Origin of the sequence: Aestuariivirga sp. (genome assembly GCF_047602625.1) — a bacterium.
Taxonomy (GTDB): domain Bacteria; phylum Pseudomonadota; class Alphaproteobacteria; order Rhizobiales; family Aestuariivirgaceae; genus Aestuariivirga.
The window spans coordinates 2,175,239-2,190,718 of record NZ_JASGGV010000002.1 but is presented as its reverse complement, the minus strand read 5'-3'; the positions used below and the strand labels follow the sequence as shown (position 1 = coordinate 2,190,718).

18 protein-coding genes are annotated in these 15,480 nt (G+C 62.8%); 12 read left to right on the top strand and 6 right to left on the bottom strand.

What is annotated here, in order from left to right:
• Window positions 1–91: 91 nt before the first annotated feature.
• Complete coding sequence (gene hisS, locus QM694_RS15855) at window positions 92–1,591, bottom strand: histidine--tRNA ligase (protein WP_415007891.1); 1,500 nt, start codon at window positions 1,589–1,591, stop codon at window positions 92–94.
• Window positions 1,592–1,678: 87 nt separating this feature from the next.
• Between hisS and QM694_RS15850 the strand changes: the two genes are divergently transcribed.
• Complete coding sequence (locus QM694_RS15850; RefSeq protein WP_415007890.1) at window positions 1,679–1,906, top strand: hypothetical protein; 228 nt, start codon at window positions 1,679–1,681, stop codon at window positions 1,904–1,906.
• A gap of 39 nt (window positions 1,907–1,945) precedes the next feature.
• Here QM694_RS15850 and QM694_RS15845 read toward each other — a convergent pair whose 3' ends face one another.
• From QM694_RS15845 to QM694_RS15825, 5 genes are all read right to left on the bottom strand, one after another.
• Window positions 1,946–2,539: a hypothetical protein gene (locus QM694_RS15845; protein ID WP_415007889.1), complete on the bottom strand. Its 594-nt coding sequence runs from the start codon at window positions 2,537–2,539 to the stop codon at window positions 1,946–1,948.
• 4 nt (window positions 2,540–2,543) lie between these two features.
• Complete coding sequence (locus QM694_RS15840) at window positions 2,544–3,389, bottom strand: fumarylacetoacetate hydrolase family protein (RefSeq protein WP_415007888.1); 846 nt, start codon at window positions 3,387–3,389, stop codon at window positions 2,544–2,546.
• A gap of 13 nt (window positions 3,390–3,402) precedes the next feature.
• Window positions 3,403–3,981 (bottom strand): hypothetical protein, encoded by a 579-nt coding sequence (locus tag QM694_RS15835; RefSeq protein WP_415007887.1) that lies wholly within the window; start codon window positions 3,979–3,981, stop codon window positions 3,403–3,405.
• Complete coding sequence (locus tag QM694_RS15830) at window positions 3,978–4,436, bottom strand: hypothetical protein (protein WP_415007886.1); 459 nt, start codon at window positions 4,434–4,436, stop codon at window positions 3,978–3,980. Before QM694_RS15830 ends, QM694_RS15835 begins: the two co-directional genes overlap by 4 nt.
• A gap of 68 nt (window positions 4,437–4,504) precedes the next feature.
• On the bottom strand, window positions 4,505–4,882 hold the full coding sequence (locus QM694_RS15825) for a c-type cytochrome (protein ID WP_415007885.1): 378 nt from the start codon (window positions 4,880–4,882) through the stop codon (window positions 4,505–4,507).
• A gap of 99 nt (window positions 4,883–4,981) precedes the next feature.
• Between QM694_RS15825 and QM694_RS15820 the strand changes: the two genes are divergently transcribed.
• Genes QM694_RS15820 through ureG form a run of 11 tightly spaced genes read left to right on the top strand, consistent with a single transcriptional unit; the run spans window position 4,982 to window position 15,394 of the window.
• A complete protein-coding gene (locus QM694_RS15820) occupies window positions 4,982–6,472 on the top strand; it encodes an FAD-linked oxidase C-terminal domain-containing protein (protein WP_415007884.1) in 1,491 nt (496 codons plus the stop codon).
• Window positions 6,472–7,611: an FAD-binding protein gene (locus QM694_RS15815; protein ID WP_415007883.1), complete on the top strand. Its 1,140-nt coding sequence runs from the start codon at window positions 6,472–6,474 to the stop codon at window positions 7,609–7,611. The genes QM694_RS15820 and QM694_RS15815 overlap by 1 nt, the downstream gene beginning before the upstream one ends.
• On the top strand, window positions 7,611–8,894 hold the full coding sequence (gene glcF / locus QM694_RS15810) for a glycolate oxidase subunit GlcF (RefSeq protein ID WP_415007882.1): 1,284 nt from the start codon (window positions 7,611–7,613) through the stop codon (window positions 8,892–8,894). The genes QM694_RS15815 and glcF overlap by 1 nt, the downstream gene beginning before the upstream one ends.
• Window position 8,895: 1 nt before the next feature.
• Window positions 8,896–10,488, top strand: a complete 1,593-nt coding sequence (gene aceB, locus QM694_RS15805; RefSeq protein WP_415007881.1) for a malate synthase A — start codon at window positions 8,896–8,898, stop codon at window positions 10,486–10,488.
• A complete protein-coding gene (locus tag QM694_RS15800; protein WP_415007880.1) occupies window positions 10,485–11,270 on the top strand; it encodes an urease accessory protein UreD in 786 nt (261 codons plus the stop codon). Before aceB ends, QM694_RS15800 begins: the two co-directional genes overlap by 4 nt.
• Before the next feature lie 9 nt (window positions 11,271–11,279).
• Window positions 11,280–11,582, top strand: coding sequence for an urease subunit gamma (locus tag QM694_RS15795; RefSeq protein ID WP_415007879.1), 303 nt, complete (start codon window positions 11,280–11,282; stop codon window positions 11,580–11,582).
• A 4-nt stretch (window positions 11,583–11,586) separates the two neighbouring features.
• Complete coding sequence (locus tag QM694_RS15790; RefSeq protein ID WP_415007878.1) at window positions 11,587–11,892, top strand: urease subunit beta; 306 nt, start codon at window positions 11,587–11,589, stop codon at window positions 11,890–11,892.
• A complete protein-coding gene (ureC, locus tag QM694_RS15785; protein WP_415008646.1) occupies window positions 11,889–13,595 on the top strand; it encodes an urease subunit alpha in 1,707 nt (568 codons plus the stop codon). The genes QM694_RS15790 and ureC overlap by 4 nt, the downstream gene beginning before the upstream one ends.
• Window positions 13,595–14,038: an urease accessory protein UreE gene (locus QM694_RS15780; protein WP_415007877.1), complete on the top strand. Its 444-nt coding sequence runs from the start codon at window positions 13,595–13,597 to the stop codon at window positions 14,036–14,038. The genes ureC and QM694_RS15780 overlap by 1 nt, the downstream gene beginning before the upstream one ends.
• Window positions 14,022–14,789, top strand: coding sequence for an urease accessory protein UreF (locus QM694_RS15775; protein ID WP_415007876.1), 768 nt, complete (start codon window positions 14,022–14,024; stop codon window positions 14,787–14,789). The genes QM694_RS15780 and QM694_RS15775 overlap by 17 nt, the downstream gene beginning before the upstream one ends.
• On the top strand, window positions 14,786–15,394 hold the full coding sequence (ureG, locus tag QM694_RS15770) for an urease accessory protein UreG (protein ID WP_415007875.1): 609 nt from the start codon (window positions 14,786–14,788) through the stop codon (window positions 15,392–15,394). Before QM694_RS15775 ends, ureG begins: the two co-directional genes overlap by 4 nt.
• Window positions 15,395–15,480: the final 86 nt, after the last annotated feature.

The following is a 15,480-nucleotide window of genomic DNA, read 5'->3' as shown; positions in this document are numbered from 1 at the left end:
CGGATGAGGGGGTGGTTGAGTTCAGCGCGACCCCTCATCCCCTTCGGGGCACCTTCTCCCGCAGGGGGAGAAGGCGAAAAGCGGGCACGGCTCATAGGCTGAGCGCCTTCTTCACCGCGCTCACCAGCTCATCTTCTTTCACCGTCACCTGCGCGAGACGCTGGGCGGCATATTCCTCGCGGGATGCGATGCCGGAGGCGAGTTCGGACCCGAGGCGCAAATCCTTGATCTGCACCTCGCCTTTGGCCTGTTCATCGCCGCCCTGAATGACCACGAGCGGGGCACCCCGCTTGTCGGCATATTTCATCTGCGCCTTCATGCCGGCGGTGCCGACATACATTTCGGCGCGGATGCCCTCCGTGCGGAGCGTCTGCACCATGCGCCAGTAATCGCCCTGCCGGTCTTTATCCAGAACAAGCACGACGACCGGGGCGGTGACGTTCAACTCCTCCGCCTTGCCCACCAGCTTCAGCGCCGAATAGAGGCGCGACACGCCGATCGAAAATCCGGTGGCCGGAACCTGCTGCCCGGTGAAGCGCGCGACCAGATCGTCATACCGCCCGCCACCGCCGACCGAGCCGAAGCGCACGGGCTTGCCATCCTCATCCGTGGTGGGGATCAGTAATTCGCATTCAAAGACGGGGCCAGTGTAATATTCGAGGCCGCGAATGATACTTGGATCAATCGCAATTTGATCAGAAGAATACCCAGATCCATCAAACAATCGATCCATATCGCCAAGCTCGGCAAGGCCATCGACAAATTTGGAATTTGCTCCGAAACTCAGCTTTCCATATTCCCGCAAAATCGCAGAATTGGATTTTCCTTCTAAGTCACCACTCTGCTTCAACCAAATAAGCTCTCGAATGGCCACTATAGAAACAGGAGAAAGTTGCGCTCCGGGTGTGTGGTCTCCACTTTCATCTGTACGGCCATCACCGAGGAGAGCTTCAACTCCGCTCCACTTCAGTCGATCAAGCTTATCCAAAGCACGCAATACCGTGAGGCGTCGAGCCTGATCGCTTTCTTCGACCAAGCCGATGTGTTCCATCATGCCGTCCAAAATTTTTCGATTATTGACATTGATCCGATACTGCCCGCGCTCCAGCCCCAGCGCTTCCATCGTATCCGCCGCCATCATGCACACTTCGGCATCGGCGGCGGGAGACGCACTGCCCACCGTGTCGGCGTCGAACTGCATGAACTGGCGAAAGCGGCCCGGGCCTGGCTTCTCGTTGCGGAACACCCAGCCCTGCCGGTAGCTTCTGTAAGGGGTGGGCAGCTTCTGCTGGTTCTCCGCCACATAGCGGGCGAGCGGCGCGGTCAGGTCATAGCGGAGCGACAGCCACTGGCCGTCATCGTCCTGAAAGGAAAACACGCCCGCATTGGGCCTATCCTGATCGGGCAGGAATTTGCCCAGCGCATCGGTATATTCAATGAAAGGCTGCTCCACCGGCTCGAAGCCATAGGCCTCATAGACGGTCTGGATCTTCGCTAGCATCTGGCGGACGCCGCGGATTTCCTCCGCGCCAATGTCGCGGAACCCCTTGGCCACCCGGGCCTTTGGGCGATTTTGCTTGTCAGTGCTCATGGTGGGGGCTTCTAGGCGAAGGCGGGAAGCGGGGCAACCGTGCTGTCGCCGCTGGCCCGCCGCCCGTGCCTGTGTCAGCATCGCGCCATGGCGGCCGGGCGCACCATCGGACTGGCGATTTTGGGCACGATCCTTGGGATCGCCGCCGGCGGCGGGCTTGGCCTCTTGGGCGGCCTCGGCTGGACGGAGCTGATGAGCACCTCGAGCTTCGAGGGCTATTCCGGTTTCGTCGTCGCCTATTGGATTCTCGGCGGGCTCATCCTCGGCGCGCTGGCGGGATTGATCAGCGGCGTGCGCCTGGCACGCCGCCGTTGAAAGGCCGATGCTCAGCCTTCAGAGATGCCCTCGGGCGGGTCAGTAAACTTCACCCACATCAACGCCCGACAGCAGGATGAGTTGTGCGCACCAGATGCGGATACCCTCGCCGCTCCAGCGCACGACGACATGGTATTTGCCGTCCTGGTTTCCCTCGAGAATCCATTGGGCTCCATCCATGCCGTCTGCATTGGGGAGTTGCGTCTGCATCTCCCAGAAGCCGAGACTGTCCAGTCCTTTTCTGAGATTCCGTGTGAGTTCCGAATTGATCTCGACTGTCTTTTCCAGGCTCAGCGTGCCGGGGTCGTAACCGCCCGCGCCACTGGCCATCCTGACCGTGAGGCGTGAGGTTCCGTCCGGCCGGAACAGCAGCGTGAAGGCCATCGGGTGATGGAAAGTGCGAAGCCACGTAAAGCGATAGAGAACGCGATCTGGAGAAGGATTGAGAAGCGGAGCCTCCCTGAGCGCCGTGAGTTGGCGCGAATACCATTCCTCTTCAAACGCACCGGACCCAATACCGATCCTGTCGAGAGCATTGGGTGGGAAAAATCGCGCGCCACCTGCCGAGGCACAGACAGAAAACCCCGCGAGCAGGAGCAGCACACCGGCCAGCACCCGCACGCGGAGAACCATTACATCACTTGTCCCGCACCACAGCCTGATGCTGTTCGCCCAGGCCTTCAATGCCGATGCGCATGGTGTCGCCGGGTTTGAGGTAGCGGGGCGGCTTCATGCCCATGCCGACGCCGGGGGGCGTGCCGGTGGTGATGATGTCGCCCGGCATCAAGGTGAAGAATTCCGAGAGATAAGCGACGATATGCGCCACGCCATAGACCATGGTGGCGGTGGAGCCATCCTGCACGCGCTCGCCATTGAGATCGAGCCACATCTTGAGCTTCTGCGGATCCTTGATCTCGTCGGTGGTCACCAGCCAGGGACCTATGGGGCCGAAGGTGTCGTAGCTCTTGCCCTTTGTCCACTGGCCGGAGCGCTCGATCTGGAATTCGCGTTCCGACAGGTCGTTGACTGTGCAGTAGCCCGCCACATGGGCCATGGCGTCTTTCTTCTTGATGTTCTTGGCCTTGGTGCCGATGATGACGCCAAGCTCCACCTCCCAGTCGGATTTCTTCGACTTGGGCGGCAGCGTCACCACGTCATTGGGGCCGGAGATGCAGCTCACGTGCTTGGTGAAGAGGATGGGCTCGGGCGGCACGGTCAGGCCCGATTCCGCGGCATGGTCGGAATAGTTGAGGCCGATGGCGATGAACTTCTGCGGGTTGGCGATGCAGGCGCCGATCCGGGGATTGCCGCGCACGAGGGGTAGCGATTCCGGCTTGATCTTGCGCAGCCGCGCCAGCCCTTTGGGCGAAATCGCCTCGCCCGCGATGTCGGGCACGATGCTTGAGAGATCGCGGATCTTGCCATTGCCGTCGACGAGGCCCGGCTTTTCCTTGCCCTTCGGACCGTAACGCAGAAGTTTCATGTATCGCCCCCATTTAAAGTTTAAGCGCCGACTCGTGCCAGCGCGGTTGATAGCCCAGGCGCAAAATGGCGATGATTGACGGCGCTGTCAAAACCCTTCCGCGCAGGGAGGCATTGCAGGGAATGGCGCCGGCATAGCCGCCAAAGCTCCAGCGCAGCAGCCTGCCCTTCAGGAGTGCCAAGGCATGGCCATCGCGCTCCACCATCACGCCATCGGGAAGGCCGCCCAAGGTTTCCGTCCCGCGGGGCGCCAGGCGCTCGGCATGAAGCCGCCTGTCGAAGCTTTCGACTTTTTCGCCTGCGAGAAACGCTTTCGCTTCGGCGCGGCGGCAAAAGAAGCAGGGGCGGTGGCCCGCCGCCAGCGCCGTCACCTCATCAAGGAAGAACAGCGATGTGTAGCCATCACCCATCGGGTCGTGGTGCTGGTCTTTCCAGTGGAGTTCACAGGCAATCCAGTGCCGGCTGGCCCAGCGGCGTGTGCCCAGCGTCTTGTCACCGCGATGAAATTTCCCGCCGCGATTGCCCATCAGCGTGCCGCGTTCCGGCACGGCATGGATCGCGCCCCAGGGATCGACGCGGTTCTGCAGCGTCACGGCACTTCCGGCGCATCTTGGGCGCAGGCCTTCTCACCCAATGGATTCCTGATATCGCAGGCCGAGAGGCGCCGTATCTCATCGAAATAGGAGGCAGGCCGTTCGCCGCATTCGATCAGGGCCACGCGCTTGCCGCTTCTGGCGGTCACCTCCACACCCGCATCCGGCCCTGTCACCGTATCGGGTTCGGTGCTGGGCGGATTGTCGCGGAAGAAGACATGATAGGTGTAGCCGCCGCGCATGAAGCGCACATTCGCTTCATAGAGATGCGCCTTGAAGCGGTGCGAGAAGAACAGGAGCTTCCGCGAGTCCGCCGGGTTTTCAGGATAGGACAGTTCCTCGCCGCGCTCGGTCCTGTAGACATAGCGAAGGCCGGTGGTGTTGCCCTGTTCGTCGGTGACACCGCAGATGCCGACGAAGCGCTGTTCGTTCGTGGTTGCGCAGCCGAACAGCACCGTCTCGCCATCGCCGCAGGCCTTGGCGGTAAGCGAAAGGCCTGCGAGGCAGGCGAGGCTGAGCAGCGCTACTTGAGCGTTTTCAGATAGGCGATGACGTCGGCGCGCTGGTCGGGCTTCTTCAGGCCGGCAAAGGCCATGCGGATGCCGGGAATGAAGGCCATCGGGCTTTGCAGATATTTGTCGAGGTTGGCGTCGTCCCATTTCGCCCCCGTTGCGCCGAAGGCCTTCATGGCATCGGAATAGGCATAGCCTTCCACAGCGGCGGCCTGCCGTCCATAGACGCCCAGAAGGCTGGGGCCGACCTTGTTGGTGGCGTCGGTCATCGAATGGCAGGCCTGACATTGGCGGGCCAGCGACTGGCCTTTCGTGGCGTCGCCATCGGCCCGCGCCCCGGCGCTCATCAGGGCGAGCGCCATCATTCCCAACACCAGTGACTTCTTCATTCTCCGTCTCCGATCATCCAAAGTTGCCAAGCGGCTGTGCCGCCCGTATCGTTGCCGGAAACCATACGCCTTCTGCGCTGCAACCGGACTGCGACATCAATGCTCACCATGCCTGTTCCCGACGAGAACACCCTTGCCCGCAGGCGGGAGATCGTCACGGCACTGCGGCAGATCGTAGCGGGCGAGGGGGTGATCGAGACGCCCGCCGAAATGCGTGCCTATGAAACCGACGGACTCACCGCCTACCGGCAGATGCCCTTGGCGGTGGTGCTGCCCTCCACCACGGCGGAGGTTTCGGCGGTCCTCGAATACGCGCATCGCGAGAAGATCAAGATCGTGCCGCGCGGTGCCGGCACCTCGCTTTCCGGCGGCGCGCTGCCGCTGGCCGATGGCATCCTGCTGGGCATGGGCAAGTTCAACCGCGTGCTGGAGATCGACTATGCCAACCGCTGCGCCGTGGTGCAGCCGGGGGTGACCAATCTCGCCATCACCAAAGCGGTCGAATCGAAGGGCTTCTATTACGCGCCCGATCCCTCCTCGCAGATCGCCTGCACCATCGGCGGCAATGTGGCGGAGAATTCCGGCGGCGTGCATTGCCTGAAATACGGCCTCACCGCCAATAATGTGCTGGGCATCGAAATGGTGCTGATCACCGGCGAGGTGATCCGGCTGGGCGGCAAGCATCTCGACAGCGAGGGCTATGACCTTTTGGGTGTAATGACCGGTTCGGAAGGCCTGCTCGGCGTGGTCACCGAGGTGACGGTGCGCATATTGCAAAAACCCGAGACAGCGCGCGCCGTGCTGGTCGGCTTTCCCTCCAGCGAGCAGGCAGGGCAATGCGTGGCCGACATCATTTCGGCCGGCATCATTCCCGGCGGCATGGAAATGATGGACCGGCCCGCCATCCATGCGGCGGAGGATTTCGTCAATGCGGGTTACCCGCGCGATGTCGAGGCGCTGCTGATCGTCGAACTCGACGGGCACAAGGTCGAGGTCGATCATCTGATCGAAGCGGTCTCGGCCATCGCCGCGAAGAATGGCTCAACCACGCTCCGCGTCTCGCAATCGGAAGCCGAGCGGCTGCTGTTCTGGGCCGGGCGGAAGGCTGCCTTTCCGGCGGTGGGGCGCATTTCGCCCGACTATCTCTGCATGGACGGCACCATCCCGCGCAAATGCCTGCCGGAGGTTCTGGCCGGCATGGAGGAGCTTTCCAAATTCTACGGCCTCCGGGTGGCCAATGTCTTTCACGCCGGAGACGGCAACCTGCATCCGCTCATTCTCTATGACGCCAACCAGGCGGATGAGCTCGACCGCGCCGAGCGATTCGGCGCCGATATTCTCAAACTCTGCGTGCGGGTGGGCGGCGTGCTGACGGGCGAACACGGCGTTGGCATCGAGAAGCGCGACCTGATGCCGGAAATGTTTTCGGAAATCGACCTCGCGCAGCAGCAGCGCCTGAAATGCGCCTTCGACGATGAGGGCCTGCTCAATCCCGGCAAGGTGTTCCCCACGCTTCACCGCTGCGCCGAACTGGGCCGCATGCATGTGAAGGCGGGCGCGTTGCCCTTTCCGGACATTCCGAGATTCTGATGGCGCATCTCACGCCTTCAACGCCGCAAGAGCTGGCTGATATGATTGCGCAAGCAACGGGGCCGTTCGAACTCGTGGGCCTTGCCAGCAAGCGCGGGCTTGGCCGCCCGGTACAGGCGGCTCATACGCTCGATCTTTCCGCCTTTTCCGGCATCATCGCCTATGAGCCGGAAGAGCTGATCCTCGAAGCCGGTCCTGCCACGCCGATGCGCGAGATCGATGCGCTGCTCAAGGCGCGCGGGCAGCAACTGGCCTTCGAACCGCCCGATCTTTCGCATCTCCTCGGCACGGACTGCGGATCGCTGGGCGGCGTCATCGCCTGCAATCTCTCAGGGCCACGCCGCCTGAAGGCCGGAGCAGCGCGCGATCATATTCTCGGCGTCTCCGGCGTGACGGGGCGCGGTGACATCGTCAAGGCAGGTGCGCGCGTCGTCAAGAATGTCACCGGCTATGATCTCCCCAAGCTCATCACCGGCAGCTACGGCACGCTGATGGCCATGACCTCGGTGATCGTGAAGGTGCTGCCCGCGCCCGAGACGGAACAGAGCCTGCTGATCGAGGGCCTGTCCGATGCGGAGGCTGTCAAGGCGATGAGCCTTGCCATGCAGTCGCCGTTCGAGGTTTCAGCCGCCGCGCATGTGCCGGGCCAGGGCACGCTGCTGCGGCTGGAAGGCGTTTTGCCTTCGGTGAACAAGCGGCGCGAGGAATTGCTGGCGATCATGCCATCGCGCACGCAGGTGATTGATGCGGAAGCATCATGCGCGCGATGGCTTGCGATCCGCGATGTCGAGATTTTCAAGGACCCCCGGCAGATGTGGCGGCTCTCCGTCACGCCGTCCGAAGCCCCCGCCATCGTGGCCGGGATTGCCGCCAAGGCCGATGCGCGCTGGTTCTATGACTGGGCGGGCGGGCTGATCTGGCTCGATCTTCCATCCACGGAGGATGCGCATGCGGCGCTGGTGCGGGGCGCGCTGACCTCCGGCCATGCGACGCTGGTGCGCGCCGAACCCGGCATCCGCGCGAACGTCGATGTCTTCCAGCCGCAGGCCCCCGCACTCTCCGCACTGGCGGCGCGCGTCAAGGCGTCGTTCGACCCGCAAGGCCTGCTCAATCCCGGCCGCATGGACAGGTCCCGCTGATGCAAACCAATTTTACCGCCGAACAGCTCAGCCTGCCGCGCATCGCAGAGTCCAACACGATCCTGCGCAAATGCGTGCATTGCGGGTTCTGCACCGCCACCTGCCCCACCTATGTGCTGCTGGGTGACGAACTCGACAGCCCGCGGGGCCGCATCTACCTCATCAAGAACATGCTGGAATCGGGCGAGGCCGCGAAGCCCGAAACCGTGAGGCATATCGACCGCTGCCTCTCCTGCCTCTCCTGCATGACCACCTGCCCCTCGGGCGTGAACTACATGCACCTGATCGACGAGGCGCGCGCGCATGTGGAAGAAACCTACACGCGGCCCCTGTTCGAGCGCCTGCTGCGCGGCGTTCTGGCTTTTGTGATGCCAAGGCCATCGCTGTTCCGCCTGTCGCTGATCGGCGCCAGGCTGGGCAAACCTTTTGCCGGGCTGTTGGGCAAGCGCGTGAATGCGCTCTCATCGCTCGTGCCGCCTGACCTGCCGCGCCCGGAACGCTTCGGCGCACCCGGCACCTACGCGGCGGAGGGCAAGGCGCGGGGCCGCGTGGCGCTGCTGATGGGCTGCGTGCAGAGCGTACTGGATCCCGCCATCAACGCTGCCACCATCCGCCTGCTCACGCGGCTGGGCTTCGAGGTTGTCGTGTCGGGGGAAGAATCCTGCTGCGGATCGCTCACCCATCACATGGGCAAAGAGCATGACGCGCTGACGCGGGCGCGCCGCTCCGTCGATCAGTGGACGGACGCCAATGTCGAGGCCGTCATCATCACCGCATCGGGCTGCGGGACGACGGTGAAAGACTACGGCCACATGCTCCGGCTCGATCCGGCCTATGCCGAGAAGGCGAAAGCCATCGCGGCCAAGGCAAAGGACATCACAGAATTTCTCGACACGCTCGAGCTGCCGCAAGGCGCGCAGACGCTGCGCCTCACCTATCATTCTGCCTGCTCGATGCAGCACGGGCAGAAAATCACCCGGCAGCCCTTGTCACTTCTGCGCCGCGCGGGCTTCACCGTGTCGGAAGTGCCGGAGGGCCATCTGTGCTGCGGCTCGGCGGGCACTTACAACATCCTGCAGCCCGACATCGCCTCCCGCCTGCGGGACCGCAAGCTCGCCAACATTGCCACCACGCAGCCGCAAGCGGTCGCCACCGGCAACATCGGCTGCATGGCGCAGCTGGCGCCCAAGCTCGGCGTGCCCATCCTGCATACGGTTGAACTGCTTGACTGGGCCTATGGCGGGCCTATTCCAGACAAACTTGCAACGACGGAGACCATCTGACATGGCGAAGCTGCCCAAGGGCATGACGATCACCGGCAAATCGAAACCCGGCTATGCCCGCGTGCTGAGCCCCGAAGCCCTGGCCTTCCTCGCCACGCTGCACCGCGCCTTTGAAGCCGAGCGGCAGGCGCTGCTGGCTCGGCGCGTGGCGCGCGCCAAGGCCTTTGACAAGGGGGCACTTCCCGATTTCCTGCCCGAGACGGCGGCGATCCGCGCCGGTGACTGGAAAGTCGCTCCCATCCCCGCCGACATTCAGGACCGGCGGGTGGAGATCACCGGGCCGACCGACCGCAAGATGGTGATCAATGCGCTGAACTCGGGTGCCCGCGTGTTCATGACCGATTTCGAGGATTCGAATTCGCCGACCTGGGACAACATGATCCAGGGACAGATCAACCTCATGGACCGCTGGACCAGCGACATGGAGTTTACAGACCCCGCAAGCGGCAAGCGCTATGCGCTGGGCCAGAAGCCCGCGGTTCTGATGGTGCGCCCGCGCGGCTGGCACCTGGACGAGGCCCATGTGAAGGTTGACGGCAAGGCGATGTCTGGCGCGCTGTTCGATTTCGGCCTCTATGTTTTTCACAATGCAAAAACTTCGCTCGCCAAGCGTTCGGGGCCTTACTTTTACCTGCCCAAGATGGAGAGCCATCTCGAGGCGCGGTTATGGAATCAGGCCTTCGTGCTGGCGCAAAGCCTGCTTGGCCTGCCGCTCGGCACCATCAAGGCCACGGTGCTGATCGAAACATTGCCCGCCGCCTTCGAGATGGACGAGATCATCTTCGAGCTCCGCGATCACATGGCGGGGCTCAATTGCGGGCGCTGGGATTATATTTTCTCCTTCATCAAGACGCTCAAGAACAACAAGGCCTATGTGCTGCCCGACCGCGCGCAGGTCGTCATGTCCAAGGCGTTTCTCGCGGCCTACTCCGCTCTGCTCGTCAAGACCTGCCACCGCCGCGGCTGCTTCGCCATGGGCGGCATGGCGGCGCAGATTCCCAACCGCAAGGATCCGGAGGCGAATGAGATCGCCCTCGACAAGGTGAAGGCCGACAAGGAGCGCGAGGCGCGGAACGGCCATGACGGTACATGGGTGGCGCATCCCGATCTTGTTCCGGTCGCCATGACGGTCTTCAACGACATGATGCCGACGCCCAACCAGCTCTATGTCACGCGCGAGGACGTGCAGGTGGGGCAGAAGGAGCTTCTGGAACTCCATCAAGGATCGAAAACCGAAGAAGGCTTCCGCGAAAACATCCGCGTTGGCGTGCAATATATCGAAGCCTGGCTTCGCGGGCGTGGCGCTGTTCCGATCTACAATCTGATGGAAGATGCGGCGACCGCTGAAATCTCGCGCTCGCAGATCTGGCAGTGGCTGCGCTTCGGCGCGAAGCTCGAGAACGGCAAGAAGGTGACGCGCAAATTCTTCGACGATTGTCTGGCAGAAGAAATGGTGCGGGTGCGCGAGGAAGTGACGCCCGCCCTCTATGACAAGGGCCGCTTCAAAGAGGCGATTGCCCTCTTCAAGATCATGTCGACGTCGAAGAATTTCGAGACCTTCCTCACGCTGTCGGCCTACAAGAAAATCGTGTGACGCCGCGCGCCGCCATCCAGCATCAGCGCGCGCGGGGGTCCGTGGCGCTGCGCATGGGGATGCATGGCGTCGAGCGCATCCGCGAGGCGGGGTCGGCCAAGGTGCGGCTGCCGCGCGGCTCGCGCGAGGCCATTCTCATCAACACCGGCGGCGGCCTTGCGGGCGGCGATGAGTTTGCTTTTGACATCGCGGCGGGGGACGGGGCGCAGCTGACCGTCACCACGCAGGCGGCGGAGCGCGCCTACCGGTCGCTGGGCGATGCAGCGCGCGTCTCGGTAACGCTGCATGCCGGAAAGGGTGCGCACCTTCATTGGCTGCCGCAGGAAACCATCCTGTTCGATGGCTCATCCATTGCCCGCACCATCACCGCCGATCTCGATGAAGGCGCGGAATTGCTGGCGGTAGAAAGCGTGATCCTTGGCCGCGAGGCGAGCGGCGAAACGGTGCGGAATGTTTCCTTCCGAGACCGCTGGCGCATCCGCCGGAACGGCAGGCTGGCCTTCGCAGATGACCTTGCCTTTTCCGGCCCGCCGCCCGCTTCCGCCGCCACGCTCAACGGAGCGCGCGCCTTCGCCACTGTGGTTCTCGTCGCTGACGATGCCGAACGCCATCTCGATCAGTTATGTGCAAACGTGGGAGAGGCCGGGAGCGCCAGTGCCTGGACTGGCAAGCTGGTTGCAAGGCTTCTCGCACGGGATGGTTTCGATCTTCGCAAGGCCCTGATTCCGGCGCTCTCGGCGCTTGCTCGGCCTGCGGGATTGCCCGGTGTTTGGTCATTCTGAGGAAAATTCATGCAGCTTACACCGCGTGAAAAAGACAAGCTGCTGGTGGCCATGGCGGCCATCGTGGCGCGCCGGAGACTGGAGCGCGGCGTGAAGCTGAACCATCCGGAGGCCATCGCCCTCATCACCGATTTCGTGGTGGAGGGCGCACGCGATGGCCGCGCCGTGGCCGATCTCATGGAGGAAGCAGCCTACGTCGTCACCCGCCATCAGGTGATGCCAGGCGTGGCCGAAATGATCCATGACGTGCAGGTGGAGGCGACCTTCCCCGATGGCACCAAACTCGTCACCGTCCATCATCCCATCAGGTGAAGCCATGATCCCCGGCGAAGTCATCACACAGGACGGCGAGATCGAACTGAATGCGGGCGCTCCGCGCGTCACGCTGGAGGTGGCCAACACCGGCGACCGTCCGGTGCAGGTGGGCTCGCACTATCATTTCTTCGAAACCAACGAGGCGCTGGCCTTCGACCGTGCAAAGGCGCGCGGCATGCGGCTCGACATCGCGGCAGGCACCGCCGTGCGTTTCGAGCCGGGACAGCGCCGCGAGGTGACGCTGGTGCCCTTGGGCGGCCTCCGCCGTGTCTATGGCTTTCAGCAGAAGATCATGGGGGCGCTCTGATGGCAAAAATCTCCCGCGCCATCTACGCCCAGATGTATGGCCCGACGGTGGGTGACCGCGTGCGCTTGGCCGACACTGACCTTTTCATCGAAGTGGAGAAGGACTTCACCCTCTACGGCGAAGAGGTGAAGTTCGGCGGCGGCAAGGTGATCCGCGACGGCATGGGCCAGTCGCAGATGAGCCGCGCCGCCGGCGCGCTCGACACGGTCATCACCAATGCGCTGATCGTCGATCATTCCGGAATCTATAAAGCAGACGTTGGCCTGCGCGACGGGCGCATCTCCGCCATCGGCAAGGCCGGTAACCCCGACACCCAGCCGGGCGTGACGCTCATCATCGGGCCATCGACGGAAATCATCGCGGGCGAGGGAAAAATCCTCACTGCCGGCGGCATCGACAGTCATATTCATTTCATCGCCCCGCAACAGATCGAGGAGGCGCTCTATTCGGGCGTCACCACCATGCTGGGCGGCGGCACCGGCCCCGCACACGGCACGCTCGCCACCACCTGCACGGGCGCTTGGCACACCATGCGGATGATCGAGGCAGCGGATGCCTTCCCGATGAACCTCGGCTTCATGGGCAAGGGCAATTCCTCTCTTCCGCAGGCGCTGGAAGAAATGATCCTCGCCGGGGCTTGCGGCCTCAAGCTGCATGAAGACTGGGGCACGACGCCGGCGGCAATCGACAATTGCCTTGCCGTGGCGGACGCGCATGACGTGCAGGTGGCGATCCACACCGATACGTTGAACGAGTCAGGCTTCGTGGAAGCCTCGATCGCCGCCTTCAAGGGGCGCACCATTCACACCTTCCACACCGAGGGTGCGGGCGGCGGCCACGCGCCCGACATCATCCGCGTGGCCTCGCTTCCCAATGTGCTGCCGTCCTCCACCAACCCGACCCGGCCCTATACGGTGAACACGGTGGCCGAGCATCTCGACATGCTGATGGTGTGCCATCATCTGAGCACGCAGATTCCGGAAGACATTGCCTTTGCCGAAAGCCGCATCCGCAAGGAAACAATCGCGGCGGAAGACATCCTGCACGACATGGGCGCCTTCTCGATGATTTCCTCCGACAGCCAGGCGATGGGGCGCGTGGGCGAAATCATCATCCGCTGCTGGCAGACCGCCCACAAGATGAAGGTGCAGCGTGGATCGCTTCCCGGAGACGGGACGGCGGATAATGCGCGCGTCAAGCGCTATATCGCCAAATACACCATCAATCCCGCCATCGCGCATGGGCTCTCGCATGAGGTGGGGTCCATCGAGGTGGGCAAGCGCGCCGACCTCGTGCTGTGGAATCCCGCCTTCTTCGGCGTGAAGCCGGAAATGGTGCTGCTCGGCGGCTCCATCGCGGCAGCCCCCATGGGCGATCCCAATGCCTCGATCCCGACGCCGCAGCCCGTGCACTACCGGCCGATGTTCGCGAGCTTCGGCAAGCTCCGCACCAATTCCGCAATCACCTTCGTGAGCCAGGCGGCGCTTGACGCCGATCTCGACAAAAAGCTGGGTGTGAACAAGAAAATGGTGGCGGTGGAAAACACGCGGGGCGGCATTTCCAAGGCATCGATGATCCATAACGGCGCCACGCCCAAGATCGACGTCGATCCCGAAACCTATGAGGTGCGGGCGGACGGTGAACTTCTCACCTGCGAACCTGCCGATGTGCTGCCCATGGCGCAGCGCTATTTCCTGTTCTGATGGCGGCGCGCGTCACATCCTTCCGCCGTGCGGCCTTGCCGGAAGATACGCTCTTTGACCGCGTGGTTCTCGACGCCGATGAGCGCCATCTCCGCCGCAAGCGGATCACGCTTGAAGGCGGAAACGATGTGCTGATCGATTTCGCGGAGCCTGTGAAGCTTCAGCATGGCGACCGTTTGGTGCTGGAAGACGGCCGCGTTGCCGAGGTGGTGGCGGCGGACGAGGATTTGATGGAGGTGCGCGGGCATGATGCGCAGCATCTGGCTCAGATCGCCTGGCATATCGGCAACCGGCATCTGGCCGCGCAAATCGGGGATGATCGCATCCTTATCCGGCAGGACGTGGTGATCGCCCGCATGCTGGAGGGACTTGGAGCAGCCGTGAAGCCCGTGCGCGAACGCTTCACGCCGGAACATGGAGCTTATCATGCCCATGGTCATTGAGGCGCGACAGCTCCTGCTTCTCCTCAACTGGATGTCGCCCGCTTTTCCAACGGGGCAGTTTGCCTATAGCCACGGGCTTGAATGGGCGATTGAAGACCATATTGTTCAGTCAGCGGATGATCTTGAACAATGGATTTCCGATCTCGTCACCCGCGGGTCGGGGTGGAACGATGTGGTGCTGTTTTCCCATTGCTGGGAAGATGATGCACGGGAGTTGAACGAACTCGCGCTGGCGCTCGCTTCATCGCGCGAACGCCACTTGGAAACGGCGCAGTTGGGGCGGGCATTTTCGATTGCGGTGGGTGTATTTCTGCCCTCTCCCATCGCGGGTGAAGGTGGATCGCGCGTTAGCGCGAGACGGATGAGGGGGCGGGCGGCAGGTATCAGCGCGACCCCTCATCCGCCCTCCGGGCACCTTCTCCCGCAAGGGGAGAAGGGCAATGGAGAGGACGAAATCGCCTATCCCATCGCGGCTGGCGTGGCCTGCCATGCGATGGGTATTCCAAAGGAGAACGCGCTGCTGGCGTTTCTGCAGGCCTTCTGCGCCGCGCTCACCTCCGTGGCCGTGCGGCTGGTGCCGATCGGGCAGACGGCGGGGCTCGAGGTGTTGCGCGATCTCATGCCGGTGATCTCAGCAACGGCTGAGCGCGCGGCTTCCTCAACGCTGGATGATCTTGGCAGCATCACGCTTTTCGCCGATGCGGCGGCGATGCGGCATGAGACGCAAACTTCACGGGTGTTCCGCACATGAGCCATGGGCCTTTACGCGTCGGCATCGGCGGGCCGGTTGGTTCCGGCAAGACGACGCTCACCGAAAAGCTGTGCAAGGCGATGCGGGAGAAATATTCCGTCGCCGCCATCACCAATGACATTTACACCAAGGAGGATGCGCTGATCCTCAACCGGCTGCAGGCTTTGCCGGAAGACCGCATCATGGGCGTTGAAACCGGCGGCTGCCCGCACACCGCCATCCGCGAGGATGCCTCGATCAATCTCGCGGCGGTGGACGAGATGGTGAAGCGCCATCCCGGCCTGGATGTGATCTTCATCGAATCGGGCGGCGACAATCTGGCCGCCACCTTCTCGCCCGATCTCGCGGATATTTCGCTCTACGTGATCTCGGTGTGCCAGGGCGAGAAAATTCCGCGCAAGGGCGGCCCCGCCATTACGAAATCTGACCTGCTCATCATCAACAAGGCAGACCTCGCGCCGCATGTCATGGCCGATCTCGATGTGATGGAACGCGATGCCAAAGCGCAGCGGGGATCGCGGCCTTTCGTCTTCACCGATCTGCTGCGGCTGAAGGGCGTGGACGAAGTTGTGTCATTTGTCGAAAAATCGGGCGGCCTCACGTGACGCGCAGGTCAATTTTACTTTCAAAATGTAATGAAATGAAAGTAATTTACCATCCACAGATGGTGAGATTGAAGATCGCTCCAATT